The organism is Pseudarthrobacter sp. S6 (genome assembly GCF_050156575.1).
In the GTDB taxonomy this organism is placed as follows: domain Bacteria; phylum Actinomycetota; class Actinomycetes; order Actinomycetales; family Micrococcaceae; genus Arthrobacter.
The window spans coordinates 2,314,454-2,334,724 of the sequence record NZ_CP189581.1; the positions used below are offsets into that span (position 1 = coordinate 2,314,454).

Annotated in this window: 21 protein-coding genes and 1 tRNA gene; 5 read left to right on the forward strand and 17 right to left on the reverse strand. The window is 63.2% G+C overall.

Annotated features, from left to right (window positions below):
- Positions 1-59: 59 nt before the first annotated feature.
- The 11 genes from ACQCS0_RS11050 to ACQCS0_RS11100 form a co-directional block, all read right to left on the reverse strand.
- Positions 60-455: an FKBP-type peptidyl-prolyl cis-trans isomerase gene (locus tag ACQCS0_RS11050; RefSeq protein WP_193342814.1), complete on the reverse strand. Its 396-nt coding sequence runs from the start codon at positions 453-455 to the stop codon at positions 60-62.
- A 41-nt stretch (positions 456-496) separates the two neighbouring features.
- On the reverse strand, positions 497-1,438 hold the full coding sequence (locus ACQCS0_RS11055) for an FKBP-type peptidyl-prolyl cis-trans isomerase (RefSeq protein ID WP_354155712.1): 942 nt from the start codon (positions 1,436-1,438) through the stop codon (positions 497-499).
- A gap of 110 nt (positions 1,439-1,548) precedes the next feature.
- Positions 1,549-2,913: a Pup--protein ligase gene (gene pafA, locus ACQCS0_RS11060; RefSeq protein ID WP_354155713.1), complete on the reverse strand. Its 1,365-nt coding sequence runs from the start codon at positions 2,911-2,913 to the stop codon at positions 1,549-1,551.
- Between the two features lies 1 nt (position 2,914).
- Positions 2,915-3,646, reverse strand: coding sequence for a proteasome subunit alpha (prcA, locus tag ACQCS0_RS11065; RefSeq protein ID WP_354155714.1), 732 nt, complete (start codon positions 3,644-3,646; stop codon positions 2,915-2,917).
- A 1-nt stretch (position 3,647) separates the two neighbouring features.
- Positions 3,648-4,466 carry a proteasome subunit beta gene (prcB, locus tag ACQCS0_RS11070; RefSeq protein ID WP_354155715.1) on the reverse strand — a complete coding sequence of 273 codons (819 nt, stop codon included), beginning with the start codon at positions 4,464-4,466 and terminating at the stop codon, positions 3,648-3,650.
- 82 nt (positions 4,467-4,548) lie between these two features.
- Positions 4,549-4,752, reverse strand: coding sequence for a ubiquitin-like protein Pup (locus ACQCS0_RS11075; RefSeq protein ID WP_354155716.1), 204 nt, complete (start codon positions 4,750-4,752; stop codon positions 4,549-4,551).
- Positions 4,753-4,837: 85 nt separating this feature from the next.
- The gene (dop, locus tag ACQCS0_RS11080; RefSeq protein WP_354155765.1) at positions 4,838-6,457 is read right to left on the reverse strand and encodes a depupylase/deamidase Dop; all 1,620 of its coding nucleotides are present in this window, start codon (positions 6,455-6,457) and stop codon (positions 4,838-4,840) included.
- A gap of 50 nt (positions 6,458-6,507) precedes the next feature.
- Positions 6,508-8,259: a proteasome ATPase gene (gene arc / locus ACQCS0_RS11085; protein WP_282331341.1), complete on the reverse strand. Its 1,752-nt coding sequence runs from the start codon at positions 8,257-8,259 to the stop codon at positions 6,508-6,510.
- 83 nt (positions 8,260-8,342) lie between these two features.
- Entirely contained in the window at positions 8,343-9,404 is a 1,062-nt protein-coding gene (locus tag ACQCS0_RS11090; RefSeq protein WP_160670965.1) for a tRNA (adenine-N1)-methyltransferase, read from the reverse strand.
- Between the two features lie 112 nt (positions 9,405-9,516).
- A complete protein-coding gene (locus ACQCS0_RS11095) occupies positions 9,517-10,683 on the reverse strand; it encodes a site-2 protease family protein (RefSeq protein WP_354155717.1) in 1,167 nt (388 codons plus the stop codon).
- Entirely contained in the window at positions 10,680-11,417 is a 738-nt protein-coding gene (locus ACQCS0_RS11100; protein WP_354155718.1) for an HAD family hydrolase, read from the reverse strand. The genes ACQCS0_RS11095 and ACQCS0_RS11100 overlap by 4 nt, the downstream gene beginning before the upstream one ends.
- Positions 11,418-11,567: 150 nt before the next feature.
- Between ACQCS0_RS11100 and ACQCS0_RS11105 the strand changes: the two genes are divergently transcribed.
- Positions 11,568-12,473: a PAC2 family protein gene (locus tag ACQCS0_RS11105; RefSeq protein ID WP_185260548.1), complete on the forward strand. Its 906-nt coding sequence runs from the start codon at positions 11,568-11,570 to the stop codon at positions 12,471-12,473.
- Here the strand turns inward: ACQCS0_RS11105 and mshC are convergent.
- Entirely contained in the window at positions 12,470-13,747 is a 1,278-nt protein-coding gene (mshC, locus tag ACQCS0_RS11110) for a cysteine--1-D-myo-inosityl 2-amino-2-deoxy-alpha-D-glucopyranoside ligase (protein WP_354155719.1), read from the reverse strand. The genes ACQCS0_RS11105 and mshC overlap by 4 nt on opposite strands.
- Before the next feature lie 15 nt (positions 13,748-13,762).
- Positions 13,763-14,596, reverse strand: coding sequence for an undecaprenyl-diphosphate phosphatase (locus tag ACQCS0_RS11115; protein WP_354155720.1), 834 nt, complete (start codon positions 14,594-14,596; stop codon positions 13,763-13,765).
- A gap of 50 nt (positions 14,597-14,646) precedes the next feature.
- On the opposite strand from ACQCS0_RS11115, the gene ACQCS0_RS11120 reads away from it, so the two are divergent.
- Positions 14,647-15,582, forward strand: a complete 936-nt coding sequence (locus ACQCS0_RS11120; protein WP_354155721.1) for an aldo/keto reductase — start codon at positions 14,647-14,649, stop codon at positions 15,580-15,582.
- A 56-nt stretch (positions 15,583-15,638) separates the two neighbouring features.
- On the opposite strand, the gene ACQCS0_RS11125 is transcribed toward ACQCS0_RS11120, so the two are convergent.
- Positions 15,639-15,896, reverse strand: a complete 258-nt coding sequence (locus tag ACQCS0_RS11125) for a hypothetical protein (RefSeq protein WP_354155722.1) — start codon at positions 15,894-15,896, stop codon at positions 15,639-15,641.
- A 39-nt stretch (positions 15,897-15,935) separates the two neighbouring features.
- Between ACQCS0_RS11125 and ACQCS0_RS11130 the strand changes: the two genes are divergently transcribed.
- Complete coding sequence (locus tag ACQCS0_RS11130; protein WP_056339951.1) at positions 15,936-16,169, forward strand: DUF5703 family protein; 234 nt, start codon at positions 15,936-15,938, stop codon at positions 16,167-16,169.
- A gap of 3 nt (positions 16,170-16,172) precedes the next feature.
- Here the strand turns inward: ACQCS0_RS11130 and ACQCS0_RS11135 are convergent, their stop codons facing one another.
- Together ACQCS0_RS11135 and ACQCS0_RS11140 are read right to left on the reverse strand one after the other, a co-directional pair.
- Positions 16,173-17,354, reverse strand: a complete 1,182-nt coding sequence (locus tag ACQCS0_RS11135; protein ID WP_354155723.1) for an acyl-CoA dehydrogenase family protein — start codon at positions 17,352-17,354, stop codon at positions 16,173-16,175.
- A 12-nt stretch (positions 17,355-17,366) separates the two neighbouring features.
- Positions 17,367-18,671: a M20/M25/M40 family metallo-hydrolase gene (locus ACQCS0_RS11140; RefSeq protein WP_354155724.1), complete on the reverse strand. Its 1,305-nt coding sequence runs from the start codon at positions 18,669-18,671 to the stop codon at positions 17,367-17,369.
- Between the two features lie 172 nt (positions 18,672-18,843).
- On the opposite strand from ACQCS0_RS11140, the gene ACQCS0_RS11145 reads away from it, so the two are divergent.
- Both ACQCS0_RS11145 and ACQCS0_RS11150 read left to right on the forward strand, forming a co-directional pair.
- A tRNA-Leu gene (locus ACQCS0_RS11145) sits at positions 18,844-18,926 on the forward strand.
- A gap of 350 nt (positions 18,927-19,276) precedes the next feature.
- Complete coding sequence (locus ACQCS0_RS11150; protein ID WP_056339942.1) at positions 19,277-19,579, forward strand: DUF4193 domain-containing protein; 303 nt, start codon at positions 19,277-19,279, stop codon at positions 19,577-19,579.
- A gap of 111 nt (positions 19,580-19,690) precedes the next feature.
- Here the strand turns inward: ACQCS0_RS11150 and ACQCS0_RS11155 are convergent, their stop codons facing one another.
- A complete protein-coding gene (locus tag ACQCS0_RS11155) occupies positions 19,691-20,155 on the reverse strand; it encodes a GatB/YqeY domain-containing protein (RefSeq protein WP_354155725.1) in 465 nt (154 codons plus the stop codon).
- Positions 20,156-20,271: the final 116 nt, after the last annotated feature.

Genomic DNA, 20,271 nt, shown 5'->3' on the forward strand with positions numbered 1-20,271 from the left:
AACAACAGGAAAACAGAACCCTGATTGTTACCGCGCTTTCCGGCCCTGCAAGGCTTCGGTCAGCGGACGCCCACGAGGTCCACTACGAAGATCAGCGCTTCGTTGGGGCCAATGGCTCCGCCAGCGCCGCGGGAGCCGTATGCCAGTTCGGACGGAATCTCCAGGCGACGGCGGCCGCCCACCTTCATGCCCAGCAAGCCCTGGTCCCAGCCCTGGATGACCTGGCCCACGCCCACGCGGAAGTCCAGCGGGGCGCCGCGGCCCCAGGAAGCGTCAAATTCTTCGCCGGTGGACCAGGCCACACCGACGTAGTGAGTGGAAACGGTGTCGCCCTTTTTGGCCTCGGCACCGTCACCGTCGATGAGGTCGGTAATGACCAGTTCGGTGGGGACATCGCCTTGCGGGAAGTCAATTTCCGGCTTCTGGCGGTCGAAATCGCGCTGACCAAATGACATGGTTGCTCCTTTGATTATTAGGATGGGTGATGTGTTGATGTTTACTTGACGCCGAGGATGTCCACAACGAAGACAAGGTCGCCCTTGGCTTCGCCCTGGCCGGCATCACCGTATGCGAGGTCCTTGGGGACCACCAGGAGAACCCGGGAGCCCACCGTCTTTCCGGCCAGTCCCTGGGTCCAGCCCGGAATCACGCCGGTCAACGGGAAACTGGCAGGTTCGCCGCGGTCAAAGCTTGAATCAAATTTAGTGCCGCCAACGAGGTTGACGCCAACGTAGTTGACGGTCAGTGTGTCCGTTTCCTTAACCACAGCGCCGGCGCCCCTGATCAGGTCCTGGGACACGAGTGCAGCAGGCGCAGCGATTCCGTCAACGGAGATCTCCGGGACGCCCTGGTCGTTGTCCTTTACGGTGGGCAGGCCGGCCGGCGGGCTGACAGTCTCGCCTTCGGGCTTTGCGAGCGGCGGAACAGACGGCGCGACATCTTTGGTGGAGAGCACCTTGATCAGGAGAAGCTGCGTTGGCTGGGCGGCGGCGGCTTCTGCGGTTGCGGCCGGTCCGGGAATGGCCAAGGCAAGGCTCGAACCGACCTTGGAGCCAACAAACGCGCTGTAGATGACCGGGCTTCCGGTCTTCAGTTCCTCGTTTAGCTCCAGCGGTTCGGGCTCGCCGGGGAAAGTGTCCTCCAGCGTGGATCCGTCAGCACCGCTGACCGCGAGGATGGAGATGTTTGCGATCTGGTTCTCTTTGACCCGGTCGCCGTCGCCTTCGGTGACCACTTTGATGGTGGGTTCGGTGACCTCGAGGGGCTTGGAGAACTCGACACCGGGAGCTTTCTTGTCCCCGTTGTCCGTCAGTTTCAGGGAGTCGAACTTGGCAGTGTCACCGGCAGACTGGCTGGTGGGTTCCGGTGCTGCGGGTGAACCGCCACAAGCGGTAAGCAGCAGCATGCCGGGGATCAGGATTGCTAGGAGTCGGCGCACGTAAGAGAACTTTCGTCGGGGCAGGGTGGACGCGGTGCCGGGATCAGGCGCTCGGCACCGCTTCAAGGCCAAGGAACGGCCCTATCAAGGATAGCCCGTGAACCTGAACGTCAGCCCATAGAGCCCAGAAGCGCATCCACCCGCTCATCGACGCTCCGGAAGGGATCCTTGCACAGGATGGTCTGGTGTGCGCGGTCGTTCAGTTTCAGGTGCACCCAGTCAACCGTGTAATCCCTGCCCAGTTCCTGGGCGCGCCGGACGAAATCGCCCCGCAGCTTGGCCCGGGTGGATTGAGGTGGAACGTCCACCGCGTCTTTGATCAAAGTATCGTCCACGACCCGGCTAACTGCGCCCCTGGACTGCAGGATGTAGTACAGCCCACGACCCCGGGAAATGTCATGGTACGTAAGATCCAGCTGGGCGATCCTGGGTGCATCGAGCCCCAGGCCGTGCCGCTGCCGGTAGTTGTCCATCAGTTTTTTCTTGATGGCCCAGTCGATTTCCGTGTCAATGGTGCTGGTGTCACCACTTTCGATCGCGTTCAAGGTCCGTTGCCAAAGATCGAGGATGAACGGAACGTGCGGATTGTGGGCGCCGTGTTCCTGGACAAAGGCCGTGACCTTGGTGAGGTATTCCTGTTGGATCTCCAGCGCTGTGAGCTGGCGGCCGTTGGCCAGGCGGACCAGTGCCCTTCCACTGAGGTCGTGGGAAATCTCTCGGATGCTGCGGATGGGGTTTTCCATCCTCATGTCGCGCATGATCACCCCCGCCTCGATCATGCGCAGGATGAGGTCCACGGTTCCGACCTTGAGCAAGGCTGTGGTTTCGGACATGTTGGAGTCGCCCACAATGACATGGAGCCGGCGGAAGAACTCGGCGTCGGCGTGCGGTTCGTCTCGGGTGTTGATGATGGGCCGTGAACGGGTGGTGGCCGAGGATACGCCTTCCCAGATGTGGTCTGCCCGTTGGGAAAACGCATACGTGGCCCCGTGCGGAGTCTTCAGGATCTTTCCTGCCCCGGCGATCAGCTGGCGGGTCACCAGGAAGGGGATCAAGATTTCCGCGAGACGGGAGAATTCGCCGCGACGCGGGATCAGGTAATTTTCATGGCTGCCGTAGGAGTTGCCGGCCGAATCGGTGTTGTTCTTGAACAGGTAGACCGTACCGTTGAAACCTTCCGCGGCCAGCCTTGCCTGTGCCTCGTCAACGAGGTCGTCCAGGATCAGCTCTCCAGCGCGGTCGTGCGCGATGAGCTGTGCGAGGTCGTCGCATTCGGCCGTGGCGTACTCAGGGTGTGAGCCGACGTCGAGGTACAGCCGGGAACCGTTGGTCAGGAACACGTTGGATGACCGTCCCCAGCTGACCACCTTGCGGAACAGGTACCGGGCCACCTCTTCCGGGGCCAACGGCCTCGAATCGGGGCTCGAATACGAGATTCCGAACTCGGTCTCGATACCGAAGATCCTCTTGTCCATCTCAGTCCTCCTCTGCAAGCAGCGCCGTGATATCAGCATCGTTGAGCCGCCGGAAGGCCCTGCGGAAGCCCCGGGAGGTCTCCGACTGCCTGTCCAGGACGGCAACTTCCACGGCCTTGGCAGGAAGGATTCCTGCCGGTTCGCCCTGATCAGCAGCCTGGTCGGCGCTGCTGGACAGGCCGCCGGTAGCCAGGCGGACAGCACCGGCGAACCTCAGGGATGGTCGCCAGCCCTCGGCGATGACCGCAGAGACACGCTCCGCCTGGCCGCCCATGACGATGAAGCCGTGCTCGTCAGCGATGGACCCGTCGAATGTGAGCCGGTAGAGGTGGTCCAGTTCCGGTGTGGCGCCAACTTCGGCGACCGCGAGTTCCACTTCAAAGGGTTTCTGTTCGGCGGTGAAAACGGCGCCGAGGCTTTGCGCATAGACGCTGGCGAGGCCCCGCGCTGTGACATCCTCGCGGTCGTAGGAGTAACCACGGACATCCGCGTAGCGCACCCCGGCCTGGCGCAGGCTTTCGAATTCGTTGTACTTGCCAACGGCGGCAAAGGCGATTTTGTCGTAAATCTCGCCGATTTTGTGAAGTGAGGGTGAAGGGTTTTCGGCGACCAGGGCGATGCCGTCCCGGCAGCTGATGACCACCACGGACCTGCCGCGGGCGATGCCCTTCCGTGCGAAGTCCGCACGGTCCTTCATCAGTTGTTCAGGCGAGACATAAAACTGCTGCGTCATCTCAGGCCTCCCGCCGCTCGGCGGACCGGGCTTCGATAATCCTGCCCGCCACTGCGGCGAGCTCGGATTCGGGGATACGCCGTGCGCCATCCCTGTTCACGGTGTACACCACCGGCCATAATTGGCGAACCGGATCCGGCCCGCCTGTGGCGGAGTCGTCGTCGGCCGCGTCGTAAAGGGATTCGACCGCCACGAAAACTGCCTCGGCTTCTGCCAGGTTGGGCCGCCAGAGCTTCTTCAGCGCACCGCGGGCAAACACGGAACCGGAGCCGACAGTGTGATGCTCGCGTTCCTCGTACCGACCGCCGGTTACGTCGTAGGAGAAGAGCCGACCCACGCCGGCAGTCGTGTCGAAGCCGGCGAACAGCGGCACCACGGCGAGTCCCTGCAGGGCCATCGGCAGGTTCCCTCGGATCATGGCACCGAGCCGGTTGGCTTTACCGTCGAGGCTTAGCAGTGTCCCCTCGATCTTTTCGTAGTGCTCCAGCTCCACCTGGAAGAGCCTCGTGAGGTCAATGGCGATGCCGGCTGTGCCGGCGATCCCCAGTACCGAATACCTGTCGGCCGGGAAAACCTTTTCGATGTGCCGGCTGGCTATGACGTTGCCCATGGTGGCCCGCCGGTCACCTGCCATCAGGACGCCGCCGCCGTAACTCATCGCCACGATCGTGGTGGCATGGGGCACCTGCAATGGAGCTGCCCCCGCTGCAACAGGCATGACCCGGTTGTAGGGAAGCAGGTCCGGCCGGTCGCGTTGCAGATGCTCGGTGAATGAGGATGTCGCGTTGCCGGCTACCTGGTTGGCGGTTGTTTCCTGCACTGATGCACTCCTTGTACGTGGTCCCTCAACGTCGGTACAGATTCCGGCCGGACGCGGCTTCCGCCACACACCCGGTTCCGGGTTACTGGCCGCCCTTTTGGACGAAGGCGCGTACGAATTCCTCGGCGTTGGACTCCAGCACGCCGTCGATCTCATCAAGGAGGTCGTCTACGCCCTGCGTGGCAGCCGACGCCTGGGCTTCCGGGGCCGCCGGAGGCGCCTCGGGGATCTCGTCCTCGACCCGGCTGTCGTGTGATTGTGGCTTCTGCTGCTCCTGGCCTGCCATGATGATCTCTCCTCCAAAAATCCTCGGATCCGGGTGGATCTGCTGATACGCCCATATTGCCACGCTGTCCGCCAGACGGCGCAGTTTACGCCGCAGGCGGAGCGGTGTTTTGCCCTAAAAGTTCGGCGAGGAAGGGACCTGCCGTCCGGTGGCGCGCAAACAGCCCACCCGTGAGGTCCTTCGTACCGCGAAGGGGTTCCCGGGTTGGCACGCGTTGGAGCCGGCCGTAGCCCGGCACATCGAAGATGACCGAGTCCCAGCTGGCCCCCACCACGTCTTTGCCGAAGCTACTGATGCACCGTCCGCGGAAGAAAGCCCGCGTGTCCGACGGCGGTTCGGTCATCGCCGCGGCGATGGCCCCGTCGTCGACGATCCGCTGCATGCGGTTCCTGGCCAGGAACCGGTAGTACAGTCCCTTCTCCGGCCTGATGTCTGCCCACTGGAGGTCCACAAGGCCGAGCCTCGCGTCGCCCCAGGCAAGGTTGTCGCGGTTCCGGTACCCGTCCAGGAGGGACAGTTTGGCCAGCCATTCCACGGATGTGGCCGCCGCGTTCCTGTCGGAATCGAGCTGGGTCAGTGTGGCAGCCCAGCGTTCCAGCACCTCATGCGTATGGCCGTCCCCGTCCACGGCATCGGAAACACCGGTGTCCTGAGCCAGTTTCGCCGCCGCCTCGTGGTATATCCACTGCATGTCGAGGGCCGTCACGCGGCGCCCGTCCAACAGCCTGAGTTTTGCTGTCAGCGACGTATCGTGGCTGATAGCCTGCAGGGCCGCGACGGGCTCGTGGACCTCCACCTTGGGCGCCAATCCGGCCTCTATCAGGCTAAGAACCATGGCCGTGGTGCCGAACTTGAGGTAGTTCGAGGATTGGCTGAGGTTGGCGTCGCCGATGATCACATGAAGGCGCCGGTATTTGTCGGCGGTGGCGTGCGGCTCATCCCGGGTGTTGATGATGGGACGCCGGATAGTTGTTTCCAGGCCGACTTCGGCCTCGAAGAAATCCGCCCGCTGGCTGATCTGGTATCCGGGCGTGGAGCTGTCCTGCCCCAGACTCACCCGCCCCGCGCCGCACATGATCTGGCGTGTGACGAAGAACGGTGTCAGCCCCCGCACAATGTCCCCGAAGGGCACCGAGCGCGGCATGAGGTAGTTCTCGTGGGAGCCGTAGGAGACGGACTTGTTGTCCGTGTTGTTTTTGTACAGGTTGATTGGGGGCAGTTCCGGATCCGCGGCCAGACGACGGACGGCTGCCAGCGCTACGAGGTCCCCGGCCGCATCCCAGATCACAGCATCGCGCGGGTTGGTCACCTCGGCACTGGAATACTCCGGATGCGCATGATCCACGTAAAGCCGGGCTCCGTTGCCAAGGACCATGTTCATTAGGAGACTGCCGGACTCGTCGTCGCCGTCCAGTTCCAATTCCTCACGGCCGTAGGCAAGCGCTACCGCTTCCGCGTTGAGGACCGGCGGCTGGTCGGTCAGCTGGCTGGGGTGGGCCGAGGCCCGTTCCAGGGTCCAACCGCGGGCGTCGTGGAGGGGCTCCTCGTCCGTGTAATCCCATCGGGTCTCTGCCCCTCCGGCCGCCCTCTGCCGCGTCACCTGCGCATAAGCCTGAACAACACGGGCGGACATCATGGTGGCGTTTGCTCCTGGCGCCGACGGTGCGTGGATGCCGTATTCCGTTTCCGCCCCCATGACGCGCATGGCCCCACCGGCCGGGAGCCCTCCCCCGCCGGCGCGTTCCGCGGAAGCCGTCACAGGTACTGTCCCGTGTTCGGCATCGTTTCAATGGACTTGCCGGGTTCCTGGCCGGCCTTACCCTGCACGATGGTGCGGATGTAGGTGATCCGCTCGCCCTTCTTGCCTGAGATCCTTGCCCAGTCGTCCGGGTTCGTGGTGTTGGGCATGTCCTCGTGCTCGCGGAACTCGTCCACCACGGCACGCAGCAGGTGCTCGATCCGAAGACCCTTCTGGTGCAAGGTCAGGAGATCCTTGATGGCGTACTTCTTGGCCCGGTCCACGACGTTCTGAACAACGGCACCTGAATTGAAGTCCTTGAAGTAGAGCATTTCGGTATCGCCGTTGGCGTAGGTGACTTCCAGGTACTCGTTGGATTTCTCTGTGGAGTACATGGCTTCAACCGTGCGCTGGACCATAGCGTCCACCGTCGCCTGGACGTCGCCACTGTGTTCGGCGAGGTCGGACTCGTGGAACGGCAGGTCCGTGGTGATGTACTTGTTGAAGATGTCCGCCGCGGCCTCTGCATCGGGGCGCTGGATCTTCACTTTCACGTCCAACCGGCCGGGACGGAGGATGGCGGGGTCGATCATGTCCTCGCGGTTGGATGCACCGATCACTATGACGTTGTCCAGCCGCTCCACGCCGTCGATTTCACTCAACAGCTGCGGGACGATGGTGGTCTCGACGTCAGAGGAGATCCCGGTTCCGCGCGTACGGAACAGCGAATCCATTTCATCAAAGAAAACCACCACTGGACTGCCGTCAGAGGCCTTCTCACGGGCCCGCGCGAAGATCAGCCGGATGTGGCGCTCCGTCTCGCCCACGTACTTGTCCAAAAGCTCCGGACCCTTGATGTTGAGGAAATAGCTTTTCAGGTCCACATTGCCGGACCGCTCCGCCGCACGGGCGGCAAGCGAGTTGGCTACAGCCTTCGCGATCAGGGTCTTGCCGCACCCTGGCGGGCCGTACAACAGAATGCCCTTCGGGGCTTTCAGCCCATGCTCCCGGTAAAGGTCAGGGTGCAGGAACGGCAGTTCCACGGCATCCCGGATCTGCTCGATCTGCGGACCAAGGCCACCGATGTCCTCGTAGGTGATGTCGGGGACTTCTTCGAGGACCAGGTTTTCCACTTCGGAGCGGGGGACTTTTTCGAGTGCGTAGCCAGTACGGGAATCGATGGACAGCGCGTCCCCCACCCTGAGCTTTTCGGTGAGTAGGGCTCCGGAGAGCCTGATGACGCGTTCCTCGTCCGCCCGCCCCACCACCAGCGCGCGGTCCGTTCCGAGCATTTCCTTCAGTGTGGTGAGTTCACCGGCGCGTTCGTAGCCGAGGCCGGCAACAATAAGCAGTGCCTCGTTGAGCAGGACTTCCTGGCCCACCGCCAGCTGGTTGATGTTGACCAGGGGGCTGATGCCCACCCGCATTTTCCGGCCGGCGTTGAAAATATCCACCGATTCCTCGGTGGCAGCCTGGCCGCTGCTGCCCGGTGACGGCAGCCGTCTGGGATTGAGCTGGAGGACTGTACCGAAGCTGTACGGGGGCTGGCCCTCCTGGTCCAGGGCATTTTTCAGCCGCAGAATCTCGGTTTTGGCCGCTTCGAGCATGCTGACCAGCTTGGCGTTGTTCTGCGTGGCGGCCGCCAGCTGCCGGTCAATGTGCCTGAGTTTGTCGCGGAGGACATTGGCCTGCCGTTCCGCAGCCGACAGTTCGTTGGCGGCCGACTGCTCCGCCGGTGTACGTCCGGAGTCCTGATTTGGCGTCTCCATTGTGCATCAGCCCCTTCCTGCTCGTCTTCTTAAGACCTTAGCCCCAAGTTGGCGGGTACTGCTGGAGACTCCCGAAATGTGGACTAGTTCGTGATCTCCGGTTCGTCCTTGACGTTGGTGCCGGCGATGGCATCCCTCGCGGCGCGGCGGAGCTTCTTGTCAGAGACCAGGCGTTCGCCGACGGCACCGGGTGTCCAGGCGTTGACGTCTTCTTCGTTGAACCCGGTCTTCGAGGGGCGGCGCTTGACGGAGATCCCGGTGACGCCGTCGGCAAGCCTGCGGGTGACCAGCAGGAAGCCGGTGTGAGCCACCATGCGGTGGTCCGGACGGACGGCCAGACCCTCAAGGTGCCAGCCGCGGACCATGGATTCCCAGGCGTCGGGTTCGGTGAAGCGGCCGTCAGCCCTGATGGCCTCGGCGGTCCGGGACAGCTGGGTGACCGTGGCCACGTAATTGATCCAGACGCCGCCGGGTGCGAGGACGGTGGCAACGGCGTCGAGGCATTCCCAGGGTGCCAGCATGTCCAGAACTACCCGGTCCACGGACCCCGGCGCCTCGGTGCGGACTACTTCCTCCTGGAAGTCACCGAGGGAAATCTTCCACGCCGGGTGCGGGCCGCCAAAGATGGTTTCCACGTTCCCCCGGGCAATGTCCGCAAATTCCTCACGACGTTCGAAGGAGTGCAGGTAGCCGTTGTCGCCAACGGCCCGGAGCAGCGAGATGGACAGCGCGCCCGAGCCAACGCCGGCTTCAACAACCCTTGCGCCGGGGAAAATATCGGCCATGGTGACGATCTGGCCGGCGTCCTTCGGGTAGACCACTGCGGCGCCACGCGGCATGGAGAGGACAAAATCCGAGAGGAGCGGGCGCAGCGTCTGGTACTGCTGGCCGACGTTGTTAACAACCACCGAGCCGTCAGCTTTTCCGATGATCTCGTCGTGGTTCAGGAAGCCGCGGTGCGTGTGGAAGGCGCCGCCGCTTTCAAGGGAGATGGTGTTCATGCGGCCGCGCTCGTCGGTCAACTGGACCCGTTCCCCTTCACGGAACGGTCCGCGGCGCCGGGCAGCTCCCACCGGCTGGGTGCCATTGGCGGCAACACCGGTGGTGGATGGTGCTGCGGCTTCGGCGACAGATTCGCTGCTCATGGATTTTCCTCGCTCCTGTAAAACTGTGGGGCACGCATCAAAATAGGTCCGCCCGGTTCGGCGCAGGCCTCCGGGCGTCCACGCGGCGGCAATGCACGGCCGGCACGTAACTCTACCGGCTCTGACCCTGCGGATGCCTATTTGACCGGTCAGCCTTGCCGGTGATGGCGGCCACCACCATGTTCTGCGCCAAGAGGCCGGTGACCGCTCCATGATGATCCACCACTGCATATTCGTGACCCTCAAGCTGGGAAAGGTACTGGATCAGCTCCTGCCCCTGGGACGACTCCGGTACGTAGGCCCCTGCAGCGAGGGCATAGGACACTGCCGTGGCAGGCGTAGAGCCGGCCGCTCCGTCAGGAACCGCGGCGAGGGCACCGGCGTCCACAACACCCTGCGGGCGTCCGTCCGGCCCGCAGACCACCACGGCCCGTGAGCCGTCCGGTGACAGCCTGCGGATGTCCGCCACCATGGCGGTGGCTGGAATTCCGACGGCGGGAGCCGCCAGGGCAGCGGCGCTGACCAGGTGCATCCTTCCGCGCAGTGTGCCCTGCTGGATTGACGCGCTTGCACCCATCCAGAGGAAACCGCCGACGAGGATGGTGATCATCAGGAGGCTGAAATCAGGTGTCTCACCGGCCAGCAGCGGCCGGGCAATGAGCCAGAAGCCCAGCGCCACCACGATGACGCGTCCGGCCCAGCCGGCAGCGACGGTGCCTTTGGCCTGGCTTCCGGTTGCTTTCCACACGGCCGATTCCACGATCCTGCCGCCGTCCAGCGGGAGTCCGGGCAGGACATTGAAGATGCCGATGACGAAGTTGGCCCACATAAAGATGTTCGTGAGGATCTCGGCCACGGTGCCCATGCTGGTGGTGGAGATTACCACCCAGGCACCGCCAGCGAGGACCAGGTTGGCCGCCGGGCCTGCCAGGGCCACGATGACCGAGCGTGCCGGCGTTGCCGTGAAATTCTCGAACTGGGTGTGGCCGCCCCAGAGGTTCAACACGATCTTCTGCGTGGGCCAGCCGTAGATCTTGGCCGTGAGGGCGTGCGCCAGTTCGTGGACCAGGACGGAGATCAGGAGCAGTAGGGCGTAGGCAAATGCCATGTAGTACGCGGAGACGCCCAGTGCCGGATTCTGCTCCAGCAGCAGGGGCCCGTAGACAATGACGGTGAAGGCGGCAATCACAAACCACGAGTACGCCAGAATGACCGGGATTCCGGCGATCCGGCCGAGCGGGATTCCTTCCCGGCGGGCGGGGGCCGGCGCAGTACTCATGACGGACTCCCGGGTACAAGTGCGGCCGGTCCTGCCGCCGTGGCGGCCAGGCTGCCCGCCGCAATAGCCTCCAGCTCAGCAACGGTGCGGCCGGCCAGGGATTCCCAGATGGTGTGCCTCGGATCTTCAGGGATCGGGACAATGTGTGGAATGGCCACAGTGGCGACGCCGGATGCAACAGCGGAAGCCACTCCGGGTGCTGAATCCTCGAGTGCGACGCAGTGATCCACGGTCAGGTCCGGGTCCGCCTCCTGTAGCAGCTCCACTGCCTTCAGGTATGCTTCCGGATGCGGCTTTCCCTGGGTGACGGTGTCCCCGGTGACCAGGAATTCGAAGTAGGGCTTGGGCAGGCTTTCCACAATTTCGCGGGCCAACGGCTCCTCTGACATGGTCACCAGCGCACACCGCACGCCGGCGCGGTGCAGGTGATCCAGCAGTTCCCTGGCCCCGGGACGCCAGGGAACCACGCGCTGAACGCTCCTGATGACCTCTGCGGTCAGCGTGTCGATAATCTCCCGGCGCTCCAGCCGGACGCCGGCCGCCTGCAGGATTCCGGCTGAAAACGTCAGTGACTGTCCCACGAGCTGCATGGCCTGCTCATGCGACCAGGTGCCGCCGTGGGCTTCCACAAGGGCGTGCTCGGCAGCAATCCAGTAGCGCTCCGTGTCCACAATGGTGCCGTCCATATCCCAAAGAACGGCTCGGAGCGGGGAAACGGGGGGTACGGGTCGCATGATGCCAGTCTAAGGGGCTCACCTGAACGCCAGCCGGTGGATACGCCCTCGGCGAATATTGGCATTTCCGTCAGGCGCACGCGCGCGCTGGCGCACTTTCTGGCCCTTCATTCGATGCATCCGGCTGGTTCTTGGACGTAGGGTGATGGGATGAATAGCTTCGACGGAGACACCACGGAACCGGGTGCCGCACCTGAACCGGAGCAGTTCCTGCTGCCAGTGGCGGACGGGGAGCGCATTACTGTGATGCTGGCCGCATTTGAAGGCTGGAACGATGCAGGGGAAGCCGCGAGTGACTCGTTGCGCTACCTGAACCGGGTCTGGGGCGGCAAGAAGATCGCGTCCATTGACGCGGACGAATACTACGATTTTCAGTTCACCCGTCCCACGGTCCGCCGGAACGCCTCGGGGGAACGCAAGATCAAGTGGCCGTCGACGCGAATCTACAAAGCCAGTGCGCCGGATTCGAATGTGGACGTCATTTTCGTGCAGGGCATCGAGCCGTCCTACAAGTGGCGCGCGTACACGGCCGAGCTGCTGGTCCACGCAGAGGCACTGAAGGTGGACTACGTGGTCTTGGTGGGCGCCCTTCTGGCAGACGTTCCGCACAGCAGGCCGATTCCTGTCAGCACATCCTCGGACGATGCCGTGTTGCGGGAGCGCCTCAACCTTGAAGCGTCCCAGTATGAGGGTCCCGTCGGCATCGTCGGAGTGCTGTCCGAAGTGTCGCTGCTGGCCGGCCTTCCCACCGTTTCCCTGTGGGCAGCCGTCCCACATTACGTGGCACAGGCCCCGTCACCCAAGGCGCAGCTGGCTCTCCTGCACCGCGTCGAGGAGCTGATCCAGGTCCCGCTGGACACCCACGAACTGGCCGAGGAGGCCGCTGCGTGGGAACGTGGCGTCGATGAGCTGGCTACTGAGGACCCGGAGATCGCCGCCTACGTGCGGCAGCTTGAAGAGGCAAAAGATACTGCCGATCTTCCCGAGGCGAGCGGGGAATCCATCGCGCGCGAGTTTGAGCGCTACCTCAAACGGCGTGGACGGGACAAGCCCTAAAGTACGACCCCGAGCAGGGAGTCAAGCGCGTCACTGACCAGCGCCTGATCATGCTGGTTGCCCGCTGCCGAGGCGGAGTCCGCCGCGACGGCCCAGCGGTCGATAGCTTCCAGGGCGGCCGGTGCGTTCAGGTCGGCGGCAAGGGCGGACCGCATCTCGGTGATCAGACCGGACGCCGATCCTTCCGGCGCGGTGGCAAGTGCGCGGCGCCAAGCAGCCAGCCGGTCCTTCGCTGCCTTAAAGCCGTCCGCGGTCCAGGACCAGTCTGAACGGTAATGGTGGGCCAGGATGGCCAACCGGATGGCGGCCGGATCTTCTCCTGCGGCCCGAAGTTTGGAGACCAGGACCAGGTTGCCCTTGGATTTGCTCATCTTCTCGCCGTCCAGGCCCACCATGCCCGCGTGGGCATAGTGCTGGGCCAGCGGCACTTCGGCGAGGGAATATGCGTGACCGGCACCCATCTCGTGATGGGGGAAGATGAGGTCCGAACCGCCGCCCTGGACAGTGAATGGAGCCGGCAGGTAGCGCTGGGCGATGACGGTGCACTCGATGTGCCAGCCAGGCCTGCCCTGGCCCAGCTCGCCGCCGGGCCAGCTGGGCTCGCCGTCGCGGGCAACGCGCCAGAGCAGGGGGTCCAGCGCCTGCCGCTTGCCAGCCCTGCCTGGGTCGCCGCCGCGTTCGGCGAACAGTTCAAGCATTTCGGCTTCGCCAAGGTGGGAGATCGAGCCCAGGGTCCAGGCGTCGAGGGCGACCGTCTGCTTGCCGGCAGCTTCTACGTCGTAGTAGACGTCGCCGTCGGGCTCCCCGGCGGTTCCGGGCACACGGTAGGCCAGCCCAAGGCGAACCAGCCGTTCGATGGCCGGAACAATCATTTCAACGGACTCAACGGCACCCACGTAGTGGTCCGGCGAGAGGACGTTCAGGGCCTCCATGTCGGTCTGGAAAAGTTCAATCTGGCTCGCGGCCAGGTCCCGCCAGTCCACACCGGTGGCAGTCGCGCGCTCCAGCAGGGGGTCGTCGACGTCGGTGACGTTCTGGACGTAGGAAACCTGCTGGCCGGCGTCACGCCAGGCCCTGTTCAGCAGGTCAAAGGCCACGTAGCTGGCCGCATGGCCCATGTGGGTTGCGTCATAGGGAGTGATCCCGCAGACGTACATGGATTGCTCTCCCGTGGCCCGGAGTGTGACTTCACTCCCCTTTGCCGTGTCGAACAGCCGGATGGCAGGCATGGCGCCGGGCAGCGCAGGGACAGGGCGGGAGGTCCAGGATTTCACAGCCTAAGCCTACGGCTAGGCACTGATGACATTGAAACCGAGCAAAAGATACAGGGCCAGGCCCAGGAAAATCCGGTACCAGACGAAGAGCCGGTAGCTGCGGGTGGAAATAAATTTGAGGAACCAGCCGATGATCACGTAACCCACCACCAGGGCGATGACGGTGGCCAGCGCCGTCTCTGGCAGGCCATACGGGCCGGTGATGCCGTCCTTGGAGACCACTTTGTACAGCTGGTAAAGGCCGCTGCCGAACACCGCCGGGATCGCCAGGAGGAACGAATACCGTGCGGCGGCTTCACGTGTGTAACCCATCAGGAGACCTGCGGTGATGGTACCGCCGGATCGCGACACTCCGGGAATAAGCGCCAGCGCCTGGGCGAAGCCGTACATGATGCCGTGCTTGTAGGTGAGCATGGTGAGCTCGAGGTCCTGCTTTCCGATGGCGTCGGCCACGGCCAGGAAGAGCCCAAAGACGATCAGCATGGTGGCTACCAGCCACAGGCTCCTCAGTACCGACTCAATCTGGTCCTGGAACAGCAGACCAAGCACGATGATGGGGAGGCTGCCCAAAATCACCAGCCAGCCCATGCGGGCGTCCGGGTCCTGGCGTGAGACTTTTCCGGTCAGAGATGCCGTCCACGCCCTGACGATCCGCACGATGTCACGCCAGAAATAGATCACCACCGCCGTTTCAGTACCCAGTTGGGTGATAGCGGTAAACGCGGCCCCGGGATCGGATGCGTTGGGCAGGAACTGTCCCACAATCCGCAGGTGCGCGCTCGATGAAATCGGTAGAAATTCGGTCAGTCCCTGCACTAGGCCCAGCAGGGCCGCCTCAAACCAGTTCACGCTAAGACCCTACGTCATTGACCCCGTTGATTCCCCGTAAGCTTGCAGCTATGCAGCAGCGTTACGTCGGCAACAGTGGATTGCGAGTCTCCGCCCTTTCCCTCGGCACCATGTCCTGGTCCGGCGATACCGACGAACAGGACGCCTCGGAGATATTGCGGACATTTATCGATGGTGGCGGAAAACTCATAGATACAGCGGCGTCATATGCCGATGGCCGTGCAGAGGCGATGATCGGATCCCTCCTCGGCGACGTTGTCTCCCGCACCGAAGTCTGCATTTCAACTAAAGCGGGGATGTCGACGTCGGACGGCCGTCGCACGGTGGACACATCGCGCAATGCGATGCTCTCCGGCCTGGACGCAAGCTTGGCGAGGCTCGGGACTGACTACGTGGATATTTGGTTTGCCCAGGCATGGGACGGCAACGTCCCGCTGGAGGAGACCCTGTCCGCGCTTGAATTCGCGCTCCGGAGCGGACGTGCCCGCTACGCGGGAATCTCGAACTTCAACGGGTGGCAAAGCGCCAAGGCAGCGGCGGTGGCCGGGTTTCCGCTCGTAGCCGCGCAGGCTGAATATTCACTCCTGCAGCGAAAGGCGGAAGCGGAACTGATTCCCGCCGTCGAAGATGCCGGCCTGGGGCTGATGGCCTGGGCGCCGCTGGGACGCGGCGTCCTGACTGGCAAGTACCGCGGCGCCATCCCCGGCGATTCCCGGGCGGCCAGGACAGACTCAGCACCCTACGTGGAGACGTATCTGGAGGCGCAGCCGTCCAGCGTGGTGGAAGCCGTAGCCATGGCGGCCAAGGGCTTGGGCCGGACGCCGTTGGATGTTTCGCTGAGCTGGGTGTTGTCCCAACATGGTGTGGCAACAGCCATCATCGGGCCCCGGACTCCCGTGCAGGCGAAAGAAATCGTGGCCGCGCAACTGACCCGGCTGCCGCCCGAAATCGCCCGCGCCCTTGAGGACGTTTCCCTGCCAAGCTGACACGCCGTTCAGGGCCCCAGTGTTGGGGTGTTGCCCGCCCTGGCGGCGTGGTGTTCTTAGTCCTGGACGATTTCCAGGTCTTCGTCATCGTCGATGCCGGCTTCATCGTCCTCATCTTCGAAGACCTGAAGGGGTGTAACTTCGCTGTAAGCCTCGTAAAGTGCGTCTTCATAGACTTCGAACGCATCCGCGACCGCAAAAAAAGCCGCTTCAACCGAGGGATCGCCATCGCCACGCCGGTTGGATGCTGCTATAAGGTGTTCTTCCAAGGCGGTTGTCAAGGACTGAAGCGCGACACGCGGATCGATGCTCATGACTTCACGTTAGCCGGAAAAGGACGAAAATGGAGAGCAATGAAGGAACATTTTCTCACCAGCTCGGTCCAGCGGGAACGGGACATTCTGAGGCAGTACGAGTACCTCGTGCTGACAGTCAGCCCTGACGATTCACTGCCTGACGCCAGGCGCCGGCTCGTGGAGCATTCCGAGTACGGCAAGTGGGAGCTGGAACGCAGCAAGCTGTATCTGGGCGGTGGCAGGCGCTTCTGGCTGCGCCGCCGGGTGATGCAGGTTCAGCGGACCGTGTAGGGACTAACAGGCCAGCGGCCTGTTCAACTCTTCCAACGGACCCAGCCACGCGGTCGCCACGGTGTTGTGCGCCGACTCATCGTCTGATGGGTGGAACATCCCGGCCAGCACGTCCCGGTACAGGCGCTCAAGCTCCGACCCACGAAAGTAACTGGAGCCGCCACTTACCCTGATGGCCAGGTCCACGACGCGGCGGGCCGTTTCAGTTGCATTGACCTTCAGCCCCACAAGTCTGGGAAACCATTGCGGCCCGTGCTCAACGAGGGCATCCACATCGCGGGTGACGGTCAGCAGTTGGGGGTAGAGGATATCCATGGCCATGGCTGCCTGCGCGATTTTCCAGCGGATATCCGGATTCTGCGCATAGCTGCGGCCAGCATTCTTGAACGACGTCCGGCGCTTAACAGCCTCAACACCCACGTTCAGCGCACGTTCGCCGATTCCGGTGTAGACGGCGGCCAGCAATGACTCGAAGCAGGCGAAAATGGCGAAAATCAGCGGATCGTTATTGGGTCCCACGGGGAGTTTGCGGAAGATCCTCTCCGGCTGGACCTCGACGCCGTCCAGGACTGTGGTGTTTGACTGGCTGGCCCGCATGCCCAGGGTGTTCCAGTCGTCCAAGATGGAGTAGCCCTCGGCCGCCCGAGTGATGAATCCGTGCACCATTTCGCCTTCGCCTCCCCTGGCGAGTGTGTCCTTGCCGAAGATTCCCAGCCGGGTCCAGGCGGGCGAAAGACTCGTGAAGATCTTGGTACCCGTGAAGCTGTAGGCTCCGCCCGGCAGAGGAACGGCTGCCGTTTTTGAATCAAAGAGGACTGAGTCGTTGCCTGCTTCGGAATTGCCGAAGGCGAAGATCTCGCCGTGGGCGGCCTCCTGCAGGACGAAGCCAAGGGAATGGTCCCCCCTTGCGGCCAGGATGTGGGCGACGCCGGTCCAGACCAGATGCATGTTGATGGCCAAAGCGGTGGCTGGGGCAGCCGTAGCCAGCCGCCGCTGGCACTGTGCTGCCGCCTCCAGCCCAAGCCCCAGGCCGCCGTCGGACTCTGGCACAAAGAGCTTGAGGTAGCCGGCGGCGGTCAGCTCTTCGAGGTCTTCAAAGAAGAAGGTGTTGTCCCGGTCGTAGCCCGCAGCACGGTCGCGGATGGCCTCGAGCAAGGGCTCCGGGAGGACTTCCTCGGGAGTCATGTCAGGGCCGGCTCAGTAGTTGGTGAGGAGCGTGTTGAGCACACGGGCGCCGAACTTCAGCGAATCCACCGGGACCCGCTCGTCCACGCCGTGGAACATTCCGGTGAAATCGAGATCGTCGGGCAGCTGAAGCGGAGCGAAGCCGTAGCCGGTGATACCTAGCCGGCTCAATGATTTGTTGTCTGTGCCGCCTGAGAGTGTGTAGGGAAGCACTTTTGCCCCAGGATCCTCGGTGTTGAGGGCATCAATCATGGAATCCACCAGGTTACCGGCGAACGGCACCTCGAGTGAGACGTCGCTGTGTACGTAGCTCACGTCTACACCGGAACCGGCAAGCTCCCGCACGATCTCCAGGACGTGGTCTTGCTGACCCGGGAGCGTCCGGCAGTCCACCAGGGCCTCAGCCGATTCCGGGATGACGTTGTGCTTGTAGCCGCCCTTGAGCAGCGTGGGGTTGGTGGTGTTCTGCAGGGTTGCACCCACAAAGCGGGCCACCGTTCCGAGCTGGTCCAGCAGGCGGTCCGGATTGTCGGGATCGAACTCCACCCCTGTGAGTTCGGTCACGCCGTCCAGGAACTGCCGTGTGGTGGGCGTCAGCTCTATGGGCCACTTGTACTCACCGATCCGGGTAACCGCAGCAGCCAGCCTGGTGACAGCGTTGTCAGTGTTGATCTGGGAGCCGTGGCCTGCCCGGCCGTGCGCCACCAGGCGGAGCCATGAGATGCCCTTCTCGGCCGTCTGCAGGAGGTACGTGCGCTGCCCGCCGATGGTTGCCGAGAAGCCGCCTACCTCCGAGATGGCTTCGGTGGCGCCTTCGAAGAGCTCGGGCCGCTTGTCGACCGCGTAGCGGGCACCGTACTCACCGCCGGCTTCCTCGTCAGCGAAGAAGGCAAAAATTATGTCGCGCTTGGGCTTGCGCCCGGATCTGGCCAAATCCCGCATCACAGCAAGGATCATGGCGTCCATGTCCTTCATGTCCACGGCGCCGCGGCCCCAGATGAGTCCATCCTTGAGTTCTGCACCAAAGGGATCAACTGACCACTGCTCACGCAGGGCGGGAACCACATCAAGGTGCCCGTGAACTACCAGCGCACTGGCGGACGGATCTTCACCGGCCATCCGGGTGACAACATTTGCCCGTCCCGGCGCCGACTCGAAGATCTCAGCGGCGAGGCCCACTTCCTCGATCAGCCCGGCTGTGTACTCGGCGGCCACCCGCTCCCCCGGCCCCGAACCGTCACCGTAGTTCGATGTATCGATCCGGATGAGCTCCTGGCAGATCCGGACAACTTCATCCTCGGCACGGATGTCAGACATAGAAACTCCTAGGGCAGTGGGAAGGCTGCAAACAACCTGCGTTCTCGTGTGCCTTCAGCCTACCCATCAGCCCCGATTCCATGTTTCCGGAAAGTTCGTGTTAGAGTTTTTCTCGCTGCTTCGGAGAAAAGCGAAACGCTGAAAGGCGTGAACGTTGTCCGAATTACCACCTGCGCGGGTGGCGGAATGGCAGACGCGCTAGCTTGAGGTGCTAGTCCTCGAAAGGGGGTGGGGGTTCAAGTCCCCCTCCGCGCACAATGGAAAACCCCTGGAATCTAATGATTCCAGGGGTTTTTTTCTGTTTCGGTCCAGGGCCTGGGCTGGGGCCGTGAAGCCGTCCCCGCCGGCTGGCCCCCTTGAAGTAGCCCTTCACCACGGGCCGGTCGGCTGAAGGGCGATCCTTGCCTGGCCTTGGACGTGGCTACTGGTTTTTTCTATCCGGCGCACCAGGGTGCCCAACGTCACCCGACACCGATCCCAGCTGGTGTCCGCAGGGAAATATACGCTCTGCAGAGAAATTTTCTTGCCAGGCTATTGGGGAATACCCGCCGGATGCTGTAGGTTGCATACGCGACAGACGAACCAAAGAAAAGAGATACACCTAAGTGGCAACCGATTACGACGAACTTCGCTCCGACGTCAAGGAGTCGCAGGACAACTCACTCGAGGCACTGCAGTCCGCCAATGCACCGGACGCCCGCAGTGTCGTCCTCGAGCTCGATGAGGCCGACGGGCTGGATGGCGCCGGCGTTCCCGGGGGCGAGTTCGTTGCTGAGGAATTGGTCGTGCAGGTTATCCCGCAGGCCGAGGACGAATTCACGTGCTACTCCTGCTTCCTGGTACGGCACCGATCCCAGATTGCGCGGCAGAAAGACGGACACAGCTACTGCACTGACTGCGAAGGCTGAGTCAAAAACACCGGATACTATTCCGTGGCGGCAGAGTTCCCGCAGCAGGAAGTTGAGGCACGCCCACGTTCAGTAGGCGTGCCTTTCCCGTTGCCAGGACGGTCTGATGGCTCAGGTGAGACGGCTGCGTACGATCTCGCTGACGACCTTGCCAGCGTAGCGCCCGGCGACTTTGGCTGTGACGGGCTTCATCACGGCCCCCAACTGACGCATCCCGGGCTCCACGCCTTCATTCCGCAGCGCATCGATGGTCGCATCAATAATGGCCTCGACTTCCGCCGCCGTCAGGGGCTGGGGGAGGTAGGCCTCAATAACTTCCGCCTCGGCGATCTCAGCCGCCGCGCGCTCGGATTCGCCGGCGTCTATGTAGATCCTCGCTGTGTCACGTCGTTTTGCAGCCTCTTTCTGTAACAACGAGGTCACCTGGGCGTCGTCCAGGATAATAGGCGCCTTCCCCGACTTCTCCCGTGTTTCGATCTCGCCCAGGATGTTGCGCACGGTTGTCAGTGCGGTTTTGTTGCGCTCCTTCATATGCACCACAACATCGGCGTGCAGGCGTTCCTTCAAAGTGGTCACGGCATTCCTCGATTCGTTGAGCGCCCCAAGCGACAGGGCAGGAGGACGGCGGTGAACAATCCCTCTAGTACCGTAGAGTGCTATGGCTGACAATCACTACTCCCCGCCCGGCGGGG

Bases quoted from the DNA above. Each gene is read 5' to 3' on its own strand.
- ACQCS0_RS11050 (WP_193342814.1), bottom strand. From the start codon at position 455: ATGTCATTTGGTCAGCGCGATTTCGACCGCCAGAAGCCGGAAATTGAC.
- pafA (WP_354155713.1), bottom strand. From the start codon at position 2,913: ATGGACAAGAGGATCTTCGGTATCGAGACCGAGTTCGGAATCTCGTAT.
- prcA (WP_354155714.1), bottom strand. From the start codon at position 3,646: ATGACGCAGCAGTTTTATGTCTCGCCTGAACAACTGATGAAGGACCGT.
- ACQCS0_RS11075 (WP_354155716.1), bottom strand. From the start codon at position 4,752: ATGGCAGGCCAGGAGCAGCAGAAGCCACAATCACACGACAGCCGGGTC.
- dop (WP_354155765.1), bottom strand. From the start codon at position 6,457: ATGCGCGTCATGGGGGCGGAAACGGAATACGGCATCCACGCACCGTCG.
- arc (WP_282331341.1), bottom strand. From the start codon at position 8,259: ATGGAGACGCCAAATCAGGACTCCGGACGTACACCGGCGGAGCAGTCG.
- ACQCS0_RS11090 (WP_160670965.1), bottom strand. From the start codon at position 9,404: ATGAGCAGCGAATCTGTCGCCGAAGCCGCAGCACCATCCACCACCGGT.
- ACQCS0_RS11095 (WP_354155717.1), bottom strand. From the start codon at position 10,683: ATGAGTACTGCGCCGGCCCCCGCCCGCCGGGAAGGAATCCCGCTCGGC.
- ACQCS0_RS11100 (WP_354155718.1), bottom strand. From the start codon at position 11,417: ATGCGACCCGTACCCCCCGTTTCCCCGCTCCGAGCCGTTCTTTGGGAT.
- ACQCS0_RS11105 (WP_185260548.1), top strand. From the start codon at position 11,568: ATGAATAGCTTCGACGGAGACACCACGGAACCGGGTGCCGCACCTGAA.
- ACQCS0_RS11120 (WP_354155721.1), top strand. From the start codon at position 14,647: ATGCAGCAGCGTTACGTCGGCAACAGTGGATTGCGAGTCTCCGCCCTT.
- ACQCS0_RS11125 (WP_354155722.1), bottom strand. From the start codon at position 15,896: ATGAGCATCGATCCGCGTGTCGCGCTTCAGTCCTTGACAACCGCCTTG.
- ACQCS0_RS11130 (WP_056339951.1), top strand. From the start codon at position 15,936: ATGAAGGAACATTTTCTCACCAGCTCGGTCCAGCGGGAACGGGACATT.
- ACQCS0_RS11135 (WP_354155723.1), bottom strand. From the start codon at position 17,354: ATGACTCCCGAGGAAGTCCTCCCGGAGCCCTTGCTCGAGGCCATCCGC.
- ACQCS0_RS11140 (WP_354155724.1), bottom strand. From the start codon at position 18,671: ATGTCTGACATCCGTGCCGAGGATGAAGTTGTCCGGATCTGCCAGGAG.